Below are 21,830 nucleotides of genomic sequence, written 5' to 3' on the forward strand. Positions count from 1 at the left end.
GCGTGACGGCCCCGGCGCCGTCATGGCGCCGGGGCCGTCGTGGCGTCGGGGCCCGGGCGTCAGTCCTGCCAGACCTGCACGACCGCGGGCCGCGGCCCGGCGAAGGCTCCCGGCGGCACCGGGGCGCCCGGCGTGAGGTAGTCCGGGAAGTGCGACACCTGCGCGTCGAACGTCCCGTCCTCGCCGGGGTGCTGCACCGCGACGTAGACCATGCGGTCCGCCGAGTCCACGACGGGCCCGCACGTCTCGGCGCCGCGCGGCACCGAGAGGAACTGCTCGACCCGCCCGCGCTCGCGGCCGTCGAGCGTGACCTTGAACAGCCCGTCGCACTTCTGGATCGTGCTCGGCTGGCCGTCGGTCGAGATCCACAGGTTGCCCTCGGCGTCGAACGCGAGGTTGTCCGGGCAGGAGATCGGGGAGACCTTCTCCTTCGGGTAGCCCGAGAAGTAGGTGGAGGTGTTCGTCGCGGGGTCGCCCGCGACGAGCAGCAGGTTCCAGCGGAACGTCAGCGACGCGGCGTCGTCGCGGTCCTCGACGATCTCCACGACGTGCCCGTCGCGGTTGGTGTTGCGCGGGTTCGGCTCGGTCGCGGCCTCGGCCGCCGCCGGCCCGCGCGCGGTGTTGTTGGTGCACGCGACGTAGACGCGACCCGTGACCGGGTTGGGCTCGACGTCCTCGGGGCGGTCCATCTTCGTCGCCCCGACCTTGTCGGCCGCGACGCGCGTGTAGACGAGCACCTCCTCGACGGTCATGCCCTCGACCTCGCTGCGCCCGTCGACGACGAGCGGGACCCACTCGCCCCGGCCGTCGAACGCGCCGTCGGACGGCACCGCGCCCGACCCGTCGATCTCGGACGCCGGCGAGTCGCCGCGGAACCGCGCGACGTACAGCGAGCCCTCGGTGAGCAGCGTCTTGTTGTGGCGGCGCGCGCCCTCGCTGTTCCCCGGGCGCATCGTGCGCGACGAGACGAACTTGTACACGTAGTCGAAGCGCTCGTCGTCGCCCATGTACGCGACCGCGTTCCCCCGGCGCGAGAGGATCACGTTGGCGCCCTCGTGCTTGAACCGGCCGAGCGCGGTGTGCTTCACCGGCGGCTCGTCGGGCGCGTACGGGTCGATCTCGACGATCCAGCCGAACCGGTTCGGCTCGTTCTCGTACCCGGGGTTGCGGGCGTCGAACCGCGGGTCGTCGAGCTCCCACCCGTACCCGGTCGCGGCGTCGCGCAGGCCGTAGCGCGCGTCGTGGCCCGTGCCCGACGTGCGGAAGTAGCCGTTGTAGTTCTCCTCGCCCGAGAGCACGGTGCCCCACGGGGTCGTGCCGCCCGCGCAGTTGTTGAGCGTGCCGAGCACGCGCGTCCCCGACGGGTCGGCGACCGTCCTGACGAGGTCCGACCCCGCGACGGGCCCGGTGAGGCGGAACTCGGTCCCGAGGTGCACCCGGCGGTTGTACCGGCTGTCGGCCACGTAGTCCCACGGCGTCCCGGTCCGACGACGGCGCACCTCGACGACGGACATGCCGTGCGCCGCGCGCTCGATCGCCCGGCGGGTCGGGGCGTCGTACGAGGCGTCGAACATGATCGCCGGGTTCGTGTACTCGTGGTTCGCGACGAGCAGCCCGCGCGTCCCCCGGCCCGGCCCCTTGCCCGCGCCCCGGCCGCCGGCGAGGGCGTGCTGGCGCTCGAACGGCAGGATGTCGAGGTAGTCGTTGTTGTAGCCGAACTGCCGCGCCTGCTGCTCCGGGGTCTGGCGCGAGACGTCGAACGGCGCGCCGCCGCGCAGGATCGGGTCGCCCCAGCGGATCACCGGGCGCCACCGGTAGCCCTCGGGGACGACGAGCGCGTCGCGCGTCGCGGGCTGGGGCGAGATCGCGCCGAACGCGAGGCCCTTCTGCGGGCGGCCACCGCCGTGGCCGCCGTGCGCCACGACGCCCTGGGCGGCGGCCGCGGACGGCGCGGCGACGGTCTGCGCGCCGAGCACGACGGCCGCGGCTCCCACCGCGAGCCCGCCGAGCAGCGCGCGGCGCGACAGCGCGCCCGCGACCACGTCGCGGAACGTCTCGTTCGCGCTCTCGTTGGGGACCGGGTGCGAGCACGCGTCCGCGCACTTCAGCCGGCAGGTGACGGGGCTGCGCTTGCCGCGCGCGTGCGGCGCGACGGAGAGCAGGGGGCGATGCTCAGGGGCAGGCGTGATCGTCATCGGTCGTCTCCACGGGTCGGGGGGCCTCCCCGTCACCGGGGAGTCGGCCCGACGCTAGGAACGATCGATGACCGGCCGACCACCGCCCGGAGGACACCGGGTGAACTCTCGGCGCCGGCCGGGTGCTCAGCCCTGCGACGCCCGGTGCTCGCGCAGCACCTCGGCCGCCTGCGGCAGCACGTCCGCGAGGTCGCCGACGACCGCGAAGTCCGAGATCTCGAACAGCGGGCACTCCGGGTCGTTGTTCACCGCGACGATCACCTGCGAGGCCTGCATGCCGCCGCGGTGGTGCGGAGCGCCCGAGATGCCCGCGCCGATGTACAGGCGGGGCGCCACGGTGACGCCCGTCTGCCCGACGAACTGGTCGTGCCAGCCCTCGTAGACGGCGTCGCGCGTCGCGCCCACGGCGGCGCCGAGCGCGTCGGCGAGCTCGACCACGGGGCCGAAGTCGCCGTTCGTGCCGCGGCCCCCGGCCACGACGATCGCGGCCTCCCCGAGCGCGGGGCGCCCCGCGCCCGCGGACGCGTCGACCGTGCGGGACACGACGCGCGCCGCGGTCGCCGCCGGGGTCAGCTCGACGCGCAGCGCCTCGACCTCGGTCGCGACGGCGGCGTCCGCCGGCTGCGGCACGACCGAGTTCGCGCGGAGCGTCAGCACCGCCGGGTCGGTGAGGATCTCGCTGCGCACGTCCCACGAGCCCGCGAAGACGCGCTTGTCGGCCACGAGGTGGGTGCCGTCGTCGTGCAGCGCGGAGGCGTCGACGACGAGGCCGGCGCCCGTGAGGAACGCGAGGCGCGCCGCGGCCTCCTTGTTCGGGAACGACGACGTCAGCAGGACGGCGTCGGCGTGCGACGCGCGCGCGGCGGCGGCGAGGACCTCGGCGACGACGGGCGTCAGGTGCAGCGCGTCGCCGGTGACGACCTCCCCGCCCGACGACGGCTCGGCCTGGCGCACGAGCGCGACGCCGTGCGCACCGAGCTGGGCGAGGACGCCGACGCTCGGCGCCTCGAGCGCGACGGCCTCCACGCGCCCCAGCGCGCGGCCGAGGGTGATCAGCTCCAGCACGGGCGTCCGCAGCTCGGTGGCCGCGGAGTCGAGGAGGACGAGGACGGTACGGGCCCCGGGAGTGCTCATGTGCGGACGCCTCTCAGACCAGGTCGTTGCGGATGAGGAACTCGGCGAGGGCGCGGCCGCCCTCGCCCTTGTCGACGACGATCTCGGCGTCGGGGCGCGGCGGTCGCGGCGACGCGTCGAGCACGCGCGTGCGGGCTCCGGCGTCGCCGACGAGCGCGGCGTCGACGCCGAGGTCGGCGAGGCTCCACGCCTCCACGGGGCGCGTGCGCGCCGCCATGATGAGCTTGAAGTTGGGCATGCGCGGGTCGTTCGCATGGTCGGTGACCGACACGACGGCGGGCAGCGGCGCCTCGAGGACCTCCTCGACGCCGTCGAGCTCGCGCGTGACGCGCGCGGTGCGCGCGCCCGGCTCGCCCTCGACCTCGAGCTTCCCGGCCAGCGTGAGCTGCGGCAGGCCGAGCTCGGCCGACAGGAGCGCCGGCACGACGGAGCCCAGGCCGTCGAGCGCGGCCATGCCCGTGACGACGACGTCCACCGGGGCCTCGTCCGCGAGGCGGCGCACCGCGGCGGCGAGCACGCGCGCGGTGCCGAAGTAGTCGGAGCCCGCGATCGCGTCGTCGCTCACGCGCACGCCGCGGTCCGCGCCGAGCTGGAAGGAGCGGCGCACGGCGCCGTCGGCGTCCGGCCCCGCGACGGTGAGCACGACCACCTCGCTGGTCTCGCGCTCCGCCTCCGGCAGCGCCTCCTTGAGGCGCAGCGCGGCCTCGACCGCGTTCTCGTCGAGCTCGTTGAGCGTGCCCTCGTCGGCCCGGCGCACCACGCGGCCGTCCTCGAAGCCCCGGTCGGCGTGGATGTCCGGGACGTACTTCACGGCGACGACGATCCGCATCGGCTGCTCTCCCTGTGCGCTGGGCGGTCGGCCGGAGAGGTACCCGGCCCGCTCCGCCGAAGCCTACCGGCGGGCGACCGGAGGAGCCGGTGACACCCGCCACAATGGACGGGTGCACGAGCCGTCGCCCGACCCGAGACCCGCCCCGCCGACCGCGCCCGGGAGCGTCGACCGGCACGCCCTCGTCCCGCCGCTCGGGGTGCGCCCCGCCGGGGACGGCGTCGACGTCGCCGTGCTCGCGTCGCACGCGACCGCCGTCGAGCTGTGCCTCGTGGACGTCGTCGACCCGGCGCTGCCCGCGCACGACCCGGCGCGCTACCGCGAGCGCCGGGTCCCGCTCGCCGGGCCGGCCTACGGCGTCTGGCACGCGCACGTCCCGGGCGTCCGCCCCGGCCAGCGCTACGGCTTCCGCGTCCACGGCCCGTGGGAGCCCGCGGCCGGGCTGCGCCACAACCCCGCGAAGCTGCTCGTCGACCCGTACGCGCGGGGCCTCGTCGGCGAGCTCGTCGACGACCCGGCGATCCGCGGCCAGGTCGGCGACGACCCGTACGGCCCGCCCGACCCCCGCGACTCGCTGCCGTTCGTCCCGCACGCCGTCGTGGTCGCCGAGCCGGCCGGGACGCTCGCTCCCCGCCCTCGCGTCCCGTGGCGCGACACGGTGGTCTACGAGGCGCACGTGCGCGGGCTCACGCAGCGCCTGGAGGCGCTGCCCGAGCACCTGCGCGGGACGTACGCGGGCGTCGCGCACCCGGTGACGATCGAGCACCTGCGGAGCCTCAGCGTGACCACCGTCGAGCTGCTCCCCGTGCACGCGAACGTGCCGGAGCCGCACCTGCTCGCGAGCGGCCGCACGAACTACTGGGGCTACTCGACGCTCGGGTTCTTCGCGCCCCACGCCGCGTACGCGACGCGCGACGCGCAGGACGCCGGACCGGCCGCCGTCCTCGACGAGGTGCGCGGCATGGTGCACCTGCTGCACGAGGCGGGGATCGAGGTCCTGCTCGACGTCGTGCACAACCACACGTGCGAGGGCGGCGCCGACGGGTACCACCTGTCGTGGCGCGGCCTCGACAACGCCGGGTACTACCTGCACGACGGCGGCACGCCCGCGCGCCTCGCGGACGTCACCGGGACGGGCAACTCGCTCGACTTCCGCCGCCCCGCGGTCGTGCGGGCCGCGCTCGACTCGCTGCGGTACTGGGCCGAGGTCGTCGGGGTCGACGGCTTCCGGTTCGACCTCGCCGTGACGCTGGGCCGCGGCGCGACCGGGTTCGACCCGGACCACCCGTTCCTCGTCGCGCTCCAGACCGACCCGGTGCTGTGCGGGCTCAAGCTCGTCGCCGAGCCGTGGGACGTGGGCCCCGGCGGCTGGCGCACCGGCCAGTTCCCGCCGCCGCTCGCGGAGTGGAACGACCGGTTCCGCGACGCGGCCCGCCAGTTCTGGCTCGCGGACGCGCGCGAGGCGTCGCACGGGCGCCCGGGGCACGGCGTGCGCGACCTCGCGACGCGCCTCGCGGGGTCGGCCGACCTGTTCGGCCACTCGGACCCGCCGCTCGTGCGCGGGCCGGTGGCGTCGGTGAGCTACGTGACCGCGCACGACGGCTTCACGCTCGCCGACCTCGTGGCCTACGACCACAAGCACAACCTCGCGAACGGCGAGAACAACCGGGACGGCACGGACGACAACCGGTCCTGGAACCACGGGCTCGAGGGCCCGGTCACGCCGGACGCCACCGCGGGCGGCGTGCTCGACGGGCTCGGCGTCGAGATCGCCCCGCTGCGGCGCCGTTCGATCCGCAACCTCCTCGCGACGCTCGTGCTCGCCGCGGGCACCCCGATGATCACCGCGGGCGACGAGATGGGCCGCACCCAGCGCGGCAACAACAACGCCTACGTGCAGGACGACGAGACGTCGTGGGTGTCGTGGGACCTGTCCCCGTGGCGCAAGGACCTGCTCGCCACCGCGCGCCACCTCCTCGCGCTGCGGCGCGAGCACCCCGCGCTGCGCCCCGACGCGTTCTTCACCGGCCGCCCGCGCCCGGCGGCGCCGGACGGCCCAGCCGGTGCCGTGTCCGGCGCGGCAGCTGGTGCGGGAGCTGGTGCGGCAGCCGGCACGGGGGCCGGTGGGGAAGGTGGCACGGGGGCCGGCACGGGGGCCGGCACGGCGGCCGGCAGCGGCCAGGGCCCCCGCCCGATGGCGGTGCCCGACCTGGCGTGGTTCGACGCCGGCGGCGGACCGCTGGACCACGGGGCGTGGCACGACCCGGGCGTCCGGACGCTCCAGATGCTGCGCACCGCCCCCGAGCCGGGCGACGCCGACGTGCTCGTCGTGCTCACCGGGGCGCTCGACCCGGTCGACGTGACGCTCCCGGGTCTGCGGGCCCCCGCGGGCGGCGAGCCCGAGCGCTGGGAGCTCGTGTGGGACTCCGACTGGGAGCACCCGGACGACCCGGACCGCTCCCCGGGCGAGAGCGCCGCCCGACCGGGCGACGTCGTCGGGCTCGAGGCGCTGAGCCTGCGCGTGTACGTCTCCCCCACCCCGCCGAGGTAGAGCCGAGGTCACGCGAGGTAGAGGCGTGGTCGCCCGGGGTAGAGCCGTGGTCACGCGAGGTAGAACCGAGGTCCCCGAGGTAGAGCCGTGGTCGTTCATGCCCGCCGAGGTCTGGACACGTGCTCTACTCTTCCCGCATGAGTGACAGCGCGGTCGACTCCTCCCCCACCTCTCCCGCGATCGAGGACCCCGAGGTCGTCGTCGTGGGGGCCGGGCTCTCCGGTCTCGTCGCGGCGACCGAGCTCACGGCCGCGGGTCGCCGGGTGGTCCTCCTCGACCAGGAACCGGCGGCGAGCCTGGGCGGCCAGGCATGGTGGTCGTTCGGCGGGCTCTTCCTCGTCGGCTCTCCCGAGCAGCGGCGCATGGGCGTCACGGACTCCGCCGAGCTCGCGTTCGACGACTGGCTCGGGTCCGCGCAGTTCGCGCCCGGCGCGGACCGCGGCGAGGGCCCCGACCGCCACGGCTACGCGTGGGCGCAGGGCTTCGTCGACTTCGCCGCCGAGGAGATGCGCGGCTGGCTGCACGACAAGGGCGTGCGGTGGTTCCCGCTCGTGCAGTGGGCGGAGCGCGGCGGGTACCCGGTGCGCTCGGGCGCCGACGGGTCCGCCGCCGGCGCGCACGGCAACTCCGTGCCCCGCTTCCACGTCACGTGGGGCACCGGCCCGGGCATCCTCGAGCCGTTCGTCCGCGCCGCCCTGGACGCGCGCGCCGCGGGCCTGCTCGACGTCCGGTTCCGGCACCGGGTCACGTCGCTCGTCGTGACCGACGGCGCGGTGACGGGCGTGCGCGCGGAGGTGCTCGCGCCGTCGGACGCCGGGCGCGGGGTGCCGTCGTCGCGCGACGTCGTCGGGGAGGTCGAGATCGCGGCGAGCGCCATCGTCGTGACCTCGGGCGGCATCGGCGCGAACCACGAGCTCGTGCGCTCGCGCTGGCCGCAGACGGCGGGCCGGCTCCCCGCCCGCATGCTGTCCGGCGTGCCCGACTCGACCGACGGGCTCATGATCGGCGTCGCCGCCGACGCGGGCGCGGCCCTCGTGCACGAGGACCGCATGTGGCACTACCCGGAAGGGATCGCGAACCACTCGCCGGTGTGGACGGACCACGGGATCCGCATCCTGCCGGGACCGAGCTCGCTGTGGCTCGACGCCGACGGCAACCGGCTGCCCGCCCCGCTGTTCCCCGGCTTCGACGCCCTCGGCGCGCTCCAGCACGTCACCGAGCGCGGCGACGACCACTCCTGGTTCGTGCTCAACAAGGCGATCATGGAGTCGGAGTTCGCGCTGTCCGGCTCGGAGCAGAACCCCGACCTCACGGGCAAGGACGTGCGGCTCCTCGCCCAGCGGGTGCTGCCCGGCGCCGTCGGGCCGGTCGCCCGGTTCGCCGAACAGTCGCCGGAGTTCGTGTGGGCCGACACCCCCGAGGAGCTCGCCGCCCGGATGAACGCGCTCGTCGAGGCGACGCCGGGATCGCGCGGGCACGTCGACCCGGCGGCCTTGGCCCGCGTCGTCCGCCTGCGCGACGAGCAGGTCCGCACGGGGCTCGGCAAGGACCCGCAGGTCGTCGCGACGGCGATGGCGCGCCGCTACCGCGTCGACCGGCTCATCCGCGTGTCTCCGCCACGGCCCCTGACGACGCCGAAGGACGGGCCGCTGCTCGCCGTCCGCCTCTCCGTGCTGACGCGCAAGACGCTCGGCGGCCTGTGGACGGACACCTCCGCGCGGGTCCTGCGCGCGGACGGGTCCGTGCTGCCCGGGCTCTGGGCCGCGGGCGAGGCGGCCGGGTTCGGCGGGGGCGGCGTGCACGGCCACCGCGCGCTCGAGGGGACGTTCCTCGGCGGGTGCCTCTACTCCGGCCGTGTCGCGGGCCGCGCGGTCGCCGCCGACCTGGGCTGACCCGGGTAGGGTCGGCGACCATGACCGTGCCCGACGACGCGTCCCCGGCCCCCGCGCCCGGCGCCCCCGCGGCGGTCGACCACCTCGACACCGCCGCGTGCGAGCGCCTGTTCCGCCGCAACGGGCTCCCGCTGCTCGTCGAGGGGCACTCGCTCGACCGCGACGTGTTCGGGCGGTCGGCGCCGTTCCTGCTCGTCGTGCTGCTCGCCGAGCTCTCCGGCGCGGTGCGCTCGGGCTGGCCCGCGTGGGCGAACGCGCTCGCGCTCGTCGGCGCAGCGGCCCTCGTCGCGGCCGCGTACGCGGGGCTCAACGTGGTGCGGGGCCGGCCGTGGTCCACGCTCCCCCAGTCGGTCGGCGTCCCCGAGCTCGCGTTCTTCGTGCTCGTGCCCGCCCTCCTGCCGGTCGTGTTCGGCGGGCAGTGGGGCGACGCCCTGCTCACCGTCGTCGGCAACCTCGTGCTGCTCGGGATCGTGCGCGTCGTCGTGGGGTACGGCGTGCTGTCGTCGCTGTGGTGGGGGCTCGCGCGCGTCACCGACGAGCTCGGCGCCGCCCTGCTGCGGCTCGTGCGCCTGCTGCCGCTGCTGCTCGTGTTCTCCCTCGTGCTCTTCTACAACGCCGAGGTGTGGCAGGTGTTCGACCGCACGCACGGCGTCGCCGACCTCGTGCTCGGCGCGTTCTTCGCGCTGCTCGTCGTGCTGTTCGTCGGGCTGCGCTCGCCCGCGGAGGCGCGCGAGGCGCTCGCAGAGACCGCCGCCCGCCACCCCGGGCACGAGCGTGCGGCGCGCTTCAGCCGCGGCCAGACGGCGAACCTCGCGACGATGATCGCGACGAGCCAGCTCCTCCAGGTCCTCGTCGTGAGCCTCGGCATGGGCGTGTTCTTCATGGCGCTCGGCACGCTCACGGTGACCCCCGAGGTCATGGCGCTGTGGGACGTCGACGGCGGCACCTGGCAGCGCACGCTCTCGCTCGTCGGCGGGGGTGGCGTCGGCGGCGCGGACCTCGTCGTGACGCAGACGCTGCTGCGCGTCTCCGTCGCGATCGCGACGTTCACCGGCCTCTACTACGCCATCTCCGTGCAGGTCGACGCCGTGTACCGCGAGGAGTTCGTGGATGGCATCGAGACCCAGCTCGCCGACGTGCTGTGCGCGCGCTCGCGCTACCTCGACCTCCTCGCCCCACCCCCGTCCGCGAGGTAGAGGCTGCGGGCTCGAGGTAGAGCTCTGTGCGTTCTACCTCGCGGTCGGTGCCTCTATCTCGCGGCGCGTCGCGCGAGCGCGGCCCGGATCCGGCCGAGGAGGAGGTCGGGGTCGGAGAGGTCGTCCCACGTCACCCGCAGGACGAGCCAGCCGGCTTCCACCAGCGCGTCGTGCCGGGCCTTCTCCGCGAGCAGACGGCCCCGCGGGTCGCCGTACTCGCCGCCGGAGTACTTGACGGCTCCGTCGAACTCCACCGCCACACGGAACGTCGTCCACGCGAGGTCCAGCCGGTACGTGCCGCGCCAGGTGGTCGCCGTGTGGTTCGGCTCGGGGTGCGGGAGACCTCCGTCGACCACCAGCCAGCGGACCACGCTCTCCCCCGGCGACTCCGACCGGGCATCTGCCTCGGCGAGCAGCCGACGCGCACGCCGGACGCCGCGCCCACCGGCAGCCGCCCCAGGACCTCCTCGACCCTCCGCACGTCGGCCCCCGCACGGAACCCGGAGTCCGCCACCACGATGCCTGACGTCGCGCTCAGGGAGCGGGCGCAGTCGACGATCGTGCGCTCCAGCGAGGTGACCGGCAGGCCGCCGAGCTCGGCGCGATCTCTCTCGGGCAGTGCCGTCCAGTGCCTGCGGAACCCGGGATCGGTCCGGCGCACGGACGGGTTGCCGAGCTGCGTCACGTGGACCTCGTCCGCGAGGCGCCAGGTCCACAGGCCGTGCAGCACGGCCGCGGTCGAGTGGCTGAACCAGTAGTCCGTCGTCAACCGTCCCGCGAGGGCGACCGCACGCGCGACGACGGCGTCCCGCCGCCGCTGCGCCGGTGAGGCCGCGGGCGGGGGCGGGGCGACGTAGTCACCCTGACGCACCCGGACGAGCGTGCCGCTGCGGACGGCGGCGGCGATCTCCGCGCGCCGCTCCGCCGAGAACCGCACGACCGACGGCAGCGTCGCCGGGGCACGCGCGTCGTCCGCTCGTCCCGGCGGGCGCCCCGCGCTCCGGGGACGGCTCACCGTCCGACGTGCGTGCTCGACCTCGCGTCCGTCCGCGCTCATGGGCTCAGACTGGCCGAGCGCGGTGGCGTGGGCCAGGGGCGACGGCGGATCTGTGGACGACCGTCAGCCGTCCGCCTCGCGCTCGTCACCCACCGCGATTCCGCGAGATAGAGCCTCCGGTCGCGAGGTAGAACCTCCAGGGCTCTACCTCGCGACCGGAGGCTCTACCTCGGCGGGGGGGGTGTCAGGCGTTGGTGACGAGGCCCAGCTCGGCGACGCTCGGGAGGCCGTCGTGGGTCGGGACGACGCGGACGGTGTAGCCGAACGGTCCGGACGCGTCGAGCACGACCTCGCCCGCGAACGCGTAGCGGCCGGCCTCGTACGTCTCGGCCAGCGCGAGCGGCTCGGCCGTGAACTCCTCGATGACGTCGGCCTCGCTGACGCGACCGTGCACGACCTGCACCTGGACGTCCTCGGGGCGCAGGTCGCCCAGCGACACGTACGCGCGGACCGTGAGGCGGTCACCGACCTGCGGCACCTCGCCGATGCCGGCCGAGTCGACGTGGTCGACGCGCACGCGCGACCAGCCGTCGCGCACGGCGTGCTTCCACTGCGCGAGCTCCCGGGCGGGTGCGAGCCCGTCGGCGGCCAGCGCGCGCCCGGCCGCGGCGGCCGGGGCGTACAGGCGCGTGACGTACTCGCCGACCATGCGCGTCGCCTGGACCTTGGGGCCGAGCGTCGCGAGCGTGTGCCGCACCATCTCGAGCCACCGGCCGGGAACGCCGTCGGCGTCGCGGTCGTAGAAGCGGGGCGCGACCTGCTGTTCGACGAGGTCGTAGAGCGCGGCGGCCTCGAGGTCGTCGCGACGGTCCGCGTCCTCGACGCCGTCGGCGGTCGGGATGGCCCAGCCGTTCTCGCCGTCGTACCACTCGTCCCACCACCCGTCGAGGATCGACAGGTTGAGGCCACCGTTGAGCGCCGACTTCATGCCCGACGTCCCGGACGCCTCCAGCGGGCGCAGCGGGTTGTTGAGCCAGACGTCGCAGCCCGGGTAGAGCGACTGCGCCATGGCGATGTCGTAGTTCGGCAGGAAGACGATGCGGTGCCGCACCTCGGGGTCGTCCGTGAAGCGCACGAGCTGCTGGATGAGCCGCTTGCCCTGGTCGTCGGCGGGGTGCGACTTGCCCGCGACGACGAGCTGGACCGGTCGCTCGGGGTGCAGCAGCAGCGCCTTGAGCCGCTCCGGGTCGCGGAGCATGAGCGTGAGCCGCTTGTACGTGGGGACGCGGCGCGCGAACCCGATGGTGAGGACGTCGGGCGAGAGGACGTCGTCGACCCAGCCGAGCTCCGCCGGGGTCGCGCCGCGCTCGCGCCAGGACTTCCGCACGCGGCGGCGCGCCTCGTCGACGAGCCGGCCGCGCATCTCGCGGCGGATCGCCCAGAGCTCGCCGTCGCCGACGGCGCCCTCCCCGTCGCCGCGCAGCCAGCGCGACGACGCGTGCTCGGCCGTGAGCTCGTCGAGCCCGAGCCGCTCGGCCTCGAGGGCCGCGAGAGCCGGGTCGACCCACGTGGGCGAGTGGACGCCGTTCGTCACCGAGGTGATCGGGACCTCGCGGGCGTCGAAGCCCGGCCACAGGCCCTCGAACATGCCGCGCGACACCTCGCCGTGCAGGAGGGAGACGCCGTTCGCCCGCCCGCCGAGGCGCAGGCCCATGACGGCCATGTTGAACACGGTCGGGTCGCCGCCGTCGTAGTCCTCGGCCCCGAGGGCGAGGACGCGCTCGACGGGCAGGCCGTCGACCGCCATGTCGCCGCCGAAGTACTGCGTGACGAGGTCGCGGCCGAACCGGTCGATGCCGGCGGGCACGGGCGTGTGCGTCGTGAAGACCGTCGCGGCGCGGACGGCCTCGAGCGCCGCGTCGAACGTGAGGCCCTGCTCGACGAGCTCGCGGATGCGCTCGACGCCGAGGAACCCCGCGTGGCCCTCGTTGGTGTGGTAGACCTCGGGCTCCGGCGCGCCGGTGAGGCGCGACCACAGGCGCAGCGCGCGCACGCCGCCCACGCCGAGCAGCAGCTCCTGCTGGAGGCGGTGCTCGCCGCCGCCGCCGTAGAGGCGGTCGGTCACCTTGCGCGCGGCCTCGTCGTTGCCGGGCACGTTCGAGTCGAGCAGGAGCAGCGGCACGCGGCCGACGGCCGCGACCCACACGTGCGCGTGGAGCGTGCGACCCCCGGGCAGGGCGAGCGAGACGCGCGCGGGCGTGCCGTCGTCGTCGCGCAGGAGGGTGAGCGGCAGGCCGTCCGGGTCGAGGAGCGGGTACGTCTCGACCTGCCAGCCGTCGCGCGTGAGGGACTGCTTGAAGTAGCCGGCGCCGTAGAGGAGCCCGACGCCGACGATCGGCACGCCGAGGTCGCTCGCGCTCTTCAGGTGGTCGCCGGCGAGGATGCCGAGGCCGCCGGAGTACTGGGGCAGCACCGACGTGATGCCGAACTCGGGCGAGAAGTACGCGATCGCGGCCGGGAGGGAGCCACCGCCCTCCGACGCCTCCGCGGCACGCTGCTGGTACCACAGCGCGTCGTCGAGGTAGTGGCGCAGGTCCGCCGCCGCGGCACGCACGCGCTCGACGAAGGCGCCGTCGGCGGCGAGCTCCGCGAGGCGCTCGGGACCGAGCGCACCGAGCAGCGCGACGGGGTCGCCGTGGACCGCCGCCCACGTCTCGGGGTCGATGCCGGCGAACAGGTCGCGCGTGGGCGCGTGCCAGGACCAGCGCAGGTTGTGCGCGAGCTCGTCCAGGTCGCGCAGCTCGGCGGGCAGCAGGGTGCGGACGGTGAACCGTCGGATGGCTCTCACGGGGACGAGACTACGCAGCCTGGCGCCGGTGCACACCCCCGCGCCGCAACCTGTGTGTAACGCTTGCATGAAATTTCACCCAGGTATCGTGCGCGACCCGTCCGCGACGCGCCGACCCCTCCCCCAGGTGCCTGGCCCCCGTGCCCCTCGATACGTTGTGCGTGTGACGTCGACCCCTCCGGCCCTCGCGCCGCACCGCCCCCGCGCCACCGGTGCCCCTCGCCCCCGAGGCGGCGCCCCCGCCCCCGCCCCCGCCGCACCCGTCGGACGCATCCCCGTGCTCGAGGTGTCGCCCGTCGTCGAGGGCGGCCGGTGGCCCGCCAAGGCCGTCGTCGGCGAGATGGTGCCGATCGAGGCGACCGTCTTCCGGGAGGGCCACGACGCCGTCGCCGCGACCGCCGTCCTCGTCGCGCCCGACGGCACCGAGCGCACGGCGCCCATGGTCGACGTCGCCCCCGGGCTCGACCGGTTCCGCGCCACGCTCCACCCGGACGCGGTCGGCGACTGGTCGCTGCGCGTCGAGGCGTGGAGCGACCCGTACGGCACGTGGGCGCACGACGCGACGGTCAAGGTCGCGGCGGGCGTCGACGTCGAGCTCATGCTCGCCGAGGGCGTGCGGCTCTTCGAGCGCGTCCTCGCCGACGCCGTCCCCCTCCCCGGGCGCGACGGCACGCCCGGCCGCCGGACCCCCGCGGACGAGCGCACGCTCGCCGACGCGCTCGCCGCGCTCGCCGACGCGACCCGCCCCGCCGAGGCCCGGCTCGTTGCCGCGACGTCGCCCGAGGTGCGCGACGTCCTGGAGCGTGCCCCGCTGCGCGACCACGTCACGGCGTCGGCCACGTACCCGCTGCGCGTCGAGCGCCCGCTCGCGCTCGCGGGCGCGTGGTACGAGATGTTCCCGCGCTCCGAGGGCGCCCGGCGGCTCAAGGACGGGCGCTGGCGCTCGGGCACGTTCACCGCGGCCGCGCGCCGTCTGCCCGCGATCGCGGAGATGGGCTTCGACGTCGTCTACCTGACCCCCGTCCACCCCATCGGCACGACGCACCGCAAGGGCCGCAACAACTCCCTCACCGCGCTCCCCGGCGACCCGGGCAGCCCGTACGCCATCGGCTCGAAGGACGGCGGCCACGACGCGATCCACCCCGAGCTCGGCAGCGAGCGCACCTTCCGCGCGTTCGTCAAGGAGGCCCGGCGGCACGGGCTGGAGGTCGCGATCGACCTCGCGCTGCAGTGCTCGCCCGACCACCCGTGGGTCGCCGAGCACCCTGAGTGGTTCACGACGCGCGCCGACGGCTCCATCGCCTACGCGGAGAACCCGCCGAAGAAGTACCAGGACATCTACCCGCTCAACTTCGACAACGACCCCGAGGGCATCTACGCCGAGGTGCTGCGCGTCGTGCGCGTGTGGATCGACCGCGGCGTCACCGCGTTCCGCGTCGACAACCCCCACACCAAGCCGCTCGACTTCTGGGAGTGGCTGCTCGCCGAGGTGCGCGCGACGAACCCCGAGGTCGTGTTCCTCTCCGAGGCGTTCACCAAGCCCGCGATGATGCACACCCTCGCGCGCATCGGGTTCCACCAGTCGTACACGTACTTCACGTGGCGCAACACGCGCGACGAGCTCGCGGAGTACCTCACCGAGGTCTCGGGCGAGGCCGGCGCCTACATGCGCCCGAGCTTCTGGCCCACGACCCACGACATCCTCCCGCCGTACCTCCAGCACGGCGGCGTGGCGGGCTTCGCCGTGCGCGCGGTGCTCGCCGCCCTCGGCGCCCCCACCTGGGGGATCTACTCCGGGTACGAGCTCGTCGAGAACGTGCCGCGCCCGGGCGTCGAGGAGCAGATCGACAACGAGAAGTACGAGTACAAGCCGCGCGACTGGGCGCTCGCCGACGAGATCGGGATCTCGACGCTGCTCGCGCGGCTCAACGAGATCCGTCGGGACCACCCCGCGCTGCGCCAGCTCCGGAACCTCACGGTGCACCCGACGACGAACGACCAGGTGCTCGCGTTCTCGCGCCACCTGCCGGCCGAGCACTCGCCGACCGGCGAGGCGGACACGGTCGTCGTCGTGGTGAACCTCGACCCCCACTCCCCGCAGGAGTCGAACGTGCACCTGGACCTCGCGGCCCTCGGCCTCCCCCCGCTCGCGGACGGCCAGGACCCCTGGGCGCCGTCGTTCGTCGCGCACGACGAGCTGACCGGCGAGAGCTACGGCTGGGGGCAGGACGTGTACGTGCGGCTCGAGCCGCTGCGCCAGGTCGCGCACGTCATCCACGTGAGGGCCTCGTGACGCTCCCCCGGGCCGCGGCCCCGGTCCCCGTGCGGGGACCCGCCGCCGGTCCCGCTCCCGTGCCCCCGCTCACCGCGCCCGTGCCCGTCGCGGCCCTCCCGCCGCGCCGCCAGCCGGCGCCGCCCGTCGAGACGCGCCCCGGGCTGTCCGACGACCCGGACTGGTACCGCACCGCGGTGTTCTACGAGGTGATCGTCCGCGCGTTCTCCGACTCCGACGGCAGCGGGACGGGCGACCTGCGCGGGCTCATCGACCGCCTCGACTACCTCCAGTGGCTCGGCATCGACGCGCTGTGGCTGCCGCCGTTCTACCCGTCGCCCCTGCGCGACGGCGGCTACGACGTGTCCGACTACACCGCGATCGCGCCGCAGTACGGCTCCACGTCGGACTTCGCCGAGCTCGTGAGCGAGGCGCACGCGCGCGGGATGCGCGTCGTCATCGACCTCGTCATGAACCACACGAGCGACCAGCACCCGTGGTTCCAGGCGTCGCGCGCCGACCCGGAGGGCCCCTACGGCGACTTCTACGTGTGGAGCGACGACGACACGCGCTACCAGGACGCGCGCATCATCTTCGTCGACACGGAGACGTCCAACTGGACGTTCGACCCGGTGCGGCGCCAGTTCTTCTGGCACCGCTTCTTCTCCCACCAGCCCGACCTCAACTTCGAGAACCCGCGCGTCGCCGACGCGATGCTCGACGTCGCGCGGTTCTGGCTGCAGATGGGGGTCGACGGGTTCCGCCTCGACGCGGTGCCGTACCTCTACGAGGCCGAGGGCACCAACTGCGAGAACCTCCCGCAGACGCACGAGTTCCTGCGCCGCGTGCGGCGCATGGTCGACACCGAGTTCCCGGGTCGCATCCTCCTCGCCGAGGCGAACCAGTGGCCGCGCGACGTCGTGGACTACTTCGGCACCGAGGAGGAGCCGGAGTGCCACATGTGCTTCCACTTCCCCGTCATGCCGCGCATCTTCTACGCGATCCGCGACCAGCGCGCGAACCAGGTCCTGGAGATCCTCGCCGACACGCCCGACATCCCCCCGGGCGCGCAGTGGAGCACGTTCCTGCGCAACCACGACGAGCTCACGCTCGAGATGGTCTCGACGGAGGAGCGCGCGTCGATGTACGGGTGGTACGCGCCAGACCCGCGCATGCGCGCCAACGTCGGGATCCGCCGTCGGCTGGCGCCCCTGCTCGACAACTCGCGCAAGGAGGTCGAGCTCGCGCACGCGCTCCTGCTCTCGCTCCCGGGCAGCCCGTGCCTGTACTACGGCGACGAGATCGGCATGGGCGACAACATCTGGCTGCCCGACCGCGACGCCGTGCGCACGCCCATGCAGTGGACGCCCGACCGCAACGCCGGGTTCTCCACCGCGGACCCGGGCAAGGTGTACCTGCCGCTCGTGCAGTCGCTCGTGCACCACTACGGCTACGTCAACGTGGAGGCACAGCTCGAGCAGTCGACGTCGCTGCTGCACTGGGTGCACGGCATGCTCAAGGTCCGACGCCGCCACAAGGCGTTCGGCACGGGCGACTTCGTGGCGCTCGAGTGCGACAACGAGTCGATCCTCGCCTTCCTGCGGCGCACGCCCACGGAGACGATCCTGTGCGTGGCGAACCTCTCCGCGACCGCCCGGTCCGCGGCGGTGCACCTGCCGGGGCACGCGGGCGCGACGCTCACCGACGTGTTCGGCGGCGCGCACTTCCCGGCGGTCGGGGACGACGGGCGCGTCGTCATGACCTGGGGCTCGCGCGACTTCTACTGGCTCGTCGTCGGGGGCCCCGAGGGCACGACCCCCTGACGCCCGGCGAGATCGGGCGCGTCGTGGTCGGATGGAGCCTGCCGCCGTCGTGACCCAACGGCGGGGCCCCCGGGCACCCCGGGGCACGACCTGCCGACGACCCGACGACCCAGCCACAGGGAGGCGCGCATGACGCTCCGACGGACGGACCTTCCCTCCTCGGAGCTCATGACGCTCCTCGACGCGTGGCTGCCGGAGCGCCGGTGGTACCCCGTCAAGGGCGTCGCGGTGCGGCACGTGCCGTGGCTGTCGTTCGCGCTCGACGTCCCGGCGACGGCCGGGCAGGACCCGGCGCGGGCCCCGCGCGTCGTCCTCCACCTGCTGCGGCTGCTCGGCGACGGCGTCGACCTCGTCGTGCAGGTGCCGCTCGTCCTCGAGCCGGTCGACGCGTCGCCCGCGGCTCCGGGCGACGTGCACACCCCTGGTGGCGCCGCCCCGTCCGCCGGTCCGGGGCGCGCGCCCGCCGCGCCGCTCGGGACGGTGCACGACGCGGGGGGCGGCGCGACCACCGGGACGGCCTGGCTCGTGCACGACGGCGCCGCGCACCCCGCGTGCTGGGCGGCGCTCCTGGCCGTATCCGACTGGGAGACGACCCCCGCGGGCGGGGGTGCGGGCACCGACCCCTTCGACCTCGCGGGCGGGCGGGCGCTGAGCGTCGAGCAGTCGAACAGCTCGGTGCTGCTGCCCGGCGTCGCCGGCGGCACGATGCTCAAGGTCCTGCGAGCCATCGCGATCGGCCCCAACCCGGACGTGACGATCCCGCGCGCGCTCGCCGCCCAGGGGTGGGCGGGCGTCCCGCGACCGCTCGCCTGGCTCGAGGTGGGCTGGGACGCGACCGACGACCCCGCTGGTCCCGGGCACGCGCCCGACCCGGCGTCGCCCCGGTCGGCGCACCTCGCGATCCTCAGCGAGTTCGTCGACGGCGCGCGCGACGGCTTCGACCTCGCGTGCGCCTACGCCGGGCAGGGGTCGTCGTTCGCCGACCTCGCCGCCGACCTCGGCCGGGTCCTCGCCGACCTGCACGCCGCGCTCCGGCGCGCGTTCGACGTGGGCTCCCCCGTCGACGCGCGCTGGCTCGTCGCCGACCTGCGGCGCCGCTCGGACGAGGCCGTCGCGTCGTCGGGCGCGCTCGGCCGGCGCGCGACCGAGATCGCCGCGTTCTGGGACCGCACGGCCGCGCGGCTCGCGTCCGTCACGCGCGTCCCCGACGCCCTCCCGCGGCTCCAGACCGTCCACGGCGACCTGCACCTCGGGCAGGTGCTGCACGCCCGCCGGTTCGGCTGGAAGGTGCTCGACTTCGAGGGCGAGCCGCTGCGGCCGGTCGCGGAGCGCACGCGCCCCGACCTCGCCCTGCGCGACGTCGCCGGGATCGTGCGCTCGTTCGACTACGCGGCCGCCGTGGGGCGCGCCCCCGACGCCGCGTGGGCCGTCCAGGCGCGCGCCGCGTTCCTCGACGCGTACGAGCGCGCGGACACCGCAGGCGTCGATCACGCGACGTCGGAGGCGCTCGTCCGCGCGCTCACGCTCGACAAGGCGCTCTACGAGGTCGTGTACGAGTCGCGCAACCGTCCCGACTGGGAGCCCATCCCCCTCGCCGCCGTGGACCGCCTCCTCGCGGGCAACGCCTGACGTGCGCGGTCGCCCGGCCGCACGCACCGGACCGTCCGGCGAGCCCGTCCTGTGAGGGTGCGCGGGACGTGGAAAGGTTGCCCCATGACCGGGCCCGCCGCTTCCGCCACCCCGCCCCCCGTCGTCGTGCCGCAGGACGCCCTCGCCGCGGCCGCGGGCGGGCGCACGTTCGACCCGCACGCCGTGCTCGGCCCGCACCTCGCGGACGACGCCGCGGACGCGCGGGCCGTCGTCCGCGTCCTGCGCCCGCTCGCGGACGAGGTCGTCGTCGTCACCGCCGACGGCGAGCACCCGGCGGTGCACGAGCAGGACGGGGTGTGGGCCGCCGTCGTGCCGGTGCACCAGGACGCCGACGGCACCCGGCACGCCCCCGACTACCGCGTCCGCGCCCGCTACGGGCACGAGTCCACGACCGTGGACGACCCCTACCGGTTCCTGCCCACGCTCGGCGACGTCGACCTGCACCTGATCCGCGAGGGCCGGCACGAGGAGCTGTGGCGCGTGCTCGGCGCGAACGTCCGCACCTACCCGAGCGCGCTCGGCGACACGACCGGCACGGCCTTCGCCGTCTGGGCGCCCAACGCGCGCGCGGTCCGCGTCATCGGCGACTTCAACGGCTGGGGACCCACGCACCCGATGCGCTCGCTCGGGTCCACCGGGGTGTGGGAGCTCTTCGTGCCCGGCGTCGTCGCGGGCGCGCGCTACAAGTACGAGATCCTCGGGCCCGACGGCTCGTGGCGCCAGAAGGCCGACCCCCTCGCCAAGGCGGCCGAGGTGCCCCCGGCGACGGCGAGCGTCGTCGTCGAGTCCCGGTACGAGTGGTCCGACGACGCGTGGCTCGCCGAGCGCGCGGCGCACGACCCGCACACGCAGCCGCTCAGCATCTACGAGGTGCACCTCGGCTCGTGGCGCCAGGGCCTGTCCTACCGCGACCTCGCGGAGCAGCTCACGGCGTACGTCGTCGAGCAGGGGTTCACCCACGTCGAGCTCCTGCCCGTCGCCGAGCACCCGTTCGGCGGGTCGTGGGGCTACCAGGTCACGGGCTACTACGCCCCGACGTCCCGGTTCGGCCACCCCGACGACTTCCGCTACCTCGTCGACCGCCTGCACGCCGCAGGGATCGGCGTCGTCGTCGACTGGGTCCCCGCGCACTTCCCGCGCGACGAGTGGGCCCTCGCCCGCTTCGACGGCACGCCCTGCTACGAGCACGCCGACCCGCTGCGCGGCGAGCAGCCCGACTGGGGCACGTACGTCTTCGACTTCGGCCGCAACGAGGTCCGCAACTTCCTCGTCGCCAACGCGACCTACTGGCTCGAGGAGTTCCACGTCGACGCGCTGCGCGTCGACGCCGTCGCGTCCATGCTCTACCTCGACTACTCGCGCGGCCCCGGCCAGTGGCACCCCAACGTGCACGGGGGCCGCGAGAACCTCGAGGCCATCGCGTTCCTCCAGGAGGCCAACGCCACCGCGTACCGGCGCACGCCCGGCGTCATGATGATCGCCGAGGAGTCGACCGCGTGGCCGGGCGTCACCCGGCCCACCTCCGCGGGGGGCCTCGGGTTCGGGCTCAAGTGGAACATGGGCTGGATGAACGACTCCCTGCGCTACGTCGCCGAGGAGCCGATCAACCGCCGGTACCACCACCACGAGATCACGTTCTCCATGGTCTACGCGTACTCCGAGCAGTTCGTGCTCCCCATCAGCCACGACGAGGTCGTGCACGGCAAGGGCTCGCTCTACGGGAAGATGCCGGGCGACGACTGGCAGAAGCGCGCCGGCGTGCGCGCGTTCCTCGCCTACCAGTGGTCGCACCCCGGCAAGCAGCTCCTCTTCATGGGCAGCGAGATCGGCCAGCACTCCGAGTGGAACGAGGGCCGGTCGCTCGACTGGGACGGCCTCGCCGCCGACCCGGGCCGGCAGGGCGTGCAGCGCGTCGTGCGCGACCTCAACGCGCTGTACCGCGCGACCCCGGCCCTGTGGGAGCTCGACCACGACCCCGCAGGGTTCGAGTGGCTCGACGCCGACGACGCCGACCACAACGTCCTCGCCTACGTGCGCCGCGGGCGCGACGGCGGCGAGGTCGCCGTCGTCGTGAACTTCGCCGGGACGCCGCACGAGGGCTACCGCGTCGCGCTGCCGTCCGGCGGCGCGTGGCGCGAGGTCCTCAACACCGACGCGGAGGTCTACGGCGGCTCCGGTGTCGGCAACCTCGGCGAGGTCGCGGCGGAGCCCGTCCCGTGGAAGGGGCGCGCGCACTCCGCGGTCCTGCGCGTCCCGCCGCTCGGCGCGCTGTACCTCGTCCCGTCGCCGAGGTAGAGGCCCGGTCCGCCGAGGTAGAGGCCTGGTCGCCGAGGTAGAGGCCTGGTCCCGCCGACGGCGAGTTGTCGTCACCCTGGGTGGTGGGTGGGGTGGTGGCGCCGGGTCTACCATCCGCCGCTCGTTCCTCGCGGCTCCCGCCAGGCCC

General features: G+C 75.0%; 12 protein-coding genes. 7 read left to right on the forward strand and 5 right to left on the reverse strand.

Translation table 11 applies throughout. From position 1 onward, the window contains the following. Positions 1–59: 59 nt before the first annotated feature. The 3 genes from B9L22_RS13110 to B9L22_RS13120 all read right to left on the reverse strand — a co-directional run bounded on the left by B9L22_RS13110 (position 60) and on the right by B9L22_RS13120 (position 4,158). Positions 60–2,195, reverse strand: a complete 2,136-nt coding sequence (locus tag B9L22_RS13110; RefSeq protein WP_086150731.1) for a PhoX family phosphatase — start codon at positions 2,193–2,195, stop codon at positions 60–62. Positions 2,196–2,321: 126 nt separating this feature from the next. Next, positions 2,322–3,329, reverse strand: coding sequence for an electron transfer flavoprotein subunit alpha/FixB family protein (locus B9L22_RS13115; RefSeq protein ID WP_085387578.1), 1,008 nt, complete (start codon positions 3,327–3,329; stop codon positions 2,322–2,324). Positions 3,330–3,342: 13 nt separating this feature from the next. Beyond that, a complete protein-coding gene (locus tag B9L22_RS13120) occupies positions 3,343–4,158 on the reverse strand; it encodes an electron transfer flavoprotein subunit beta/FixA family protein (RefSeq protein ID WP_034655378.1) in 816 nt (271 codons plus the stop codon). Positions 4,159–4,270: 112 nt separating this feature from the next. Between B9L22_RS13120 and glgX the strand changes: the two genes are divergently transcribed. The 3 genes from glgX (at position 4,271) to B9L22_RS13135 (ending at position 9,797) form a co-directional block, all read left to right on the forward strand. Continuing rightward, positions 4,271–6,709: a glycogen debranching protein GlgX gene (gene glgX, locus B9L22_RS13125; RefSeq protein WP_369824832.1), complete on the forward strand. Its 2,439-nt coding sequence runs from the start codon at positions 4,271–4,273 to the stop codon at positions 6,707–6,709. Positions 6,710–6,846: 137 nt separating this feature from the next. Beyond that, complete coding sequence (locus B9L22_RS13130) at positions 6,847–8,601, forward strand: FAD-binding dehydrogenase (RefSeq protein WP_086150732.1); 1,755 nt, start codon at positions 6,847–6,849, stop codon at positions 8,599–8,601. Positions 8,602–8,621: 20 nt separating this feature from the next. Then, positions 8,622–9,797: a hypothetical protein gene (locus B9L22_RS13135; RefSeq protein WP_086150733.1), complete on the forward strand. Its 1,176-nt coding sequence runs from the start codon at positions 8,622–8,624 to the stop codon at positions 9,795–9,797. 53 nt (positions 9,798–9,850) lie between these two features. Here the strand turns inward: B9L22_RS13135 and B9L22_RS13140 are convergent, their stop codons facing one another. Together B9L22_RS13140 and glgP are read right to left on the reverse strand one after the other, a co-directional pair. Continuing rightward, entirely contained in the window at positions 9,851–10,168 is a 318-nt protein-coding gene (locus B9L22_RS13140; RefSeq protein ID WP_086150734.1) for a hypothetical protein, read from the reverse strand. Positions 10,169–11,038: 870 nt separating this feature from the next. Then, positions 11,039–13,642 (reverse strand): alpha-glucan family phosphorylase, encoded by a 2,604-nt coding sequence (gene glgP, locus B9L22_RS13150; RefSeq protein WP_086150736.1) that lies wholly within the window; start codon positions 13,640–13,642, stop codon positions 11,039–11,041. Positions 13,643–13,805: 163 nt separating this feature from the next. Between glgP and B9L22_RS13155 the strand changes: the two genes are divergently transcribed. The 4 genes from B9L22_RS13155 to glgB all read left to right on the forward strand — a co-directional run bounded on the left by B9L22_RS13155 (position 13,806) and on the right by glgB (position 21,682). Beyond that, complete coding sequence (locus tag B9L22_RS13155) at positions 13,806–15,935, forward strand: maltotransferase domain-containing protein (protein ID WP_369824833.1); 2,130 nt, start codon at positions 13,806–13,808, stop codon at positions 15,933–15,935. A gap of 59 nt (positions 15,936–15,994) precedes the next feature. After that, entirely contained in the window at positions 15,995–17,737 is a 1,743-nt protein-coding gene (gene treS / locus B9L22_RS13160) for a maltose alpha-D-glucosyltransferase (protein ID WP_369824848.1), read from the forward strand. 129 nt (positions 17,738–17,866) lie between these two features. After that, positions 17,867–19,366: a hypothetical protein gene (locus B9L22_RS13165; RefSeq protein WP_086150739.1), complete on the forward strand. Its 1,500-nt coding sequence runs from the start codon at positions 17,867–17,869 to the stop codon at positions 19,364–19,366. An 84-nt stretch (positions 19,367–19,450) separates the two neighbouring features. Next, positions 19,451–21,682, forward strand: a complete 2,232-nt coding sequence (gene glgB / locus B9L22_RS13170; RefSeq protein ID WP_086150740.1) for a 1,4-alpha-glucan branching protein GlgB — start codon at positions 19,451–19,453, stop codon at positions 21,680–21,682. Positions 21,683–21,830: the final 148 nt, after the last annotated feature.

It is taken from the genome of Cellulosimicrobium sp. KWT-B (assembly GCF_002127155.1).
Lineage (GTDB): Bacteria > Actinomycetota > Actinomycetes > Actinomycetales > Cellulomonadaceae > Cellulosimicrobium > Cellulosimicrobium funkei.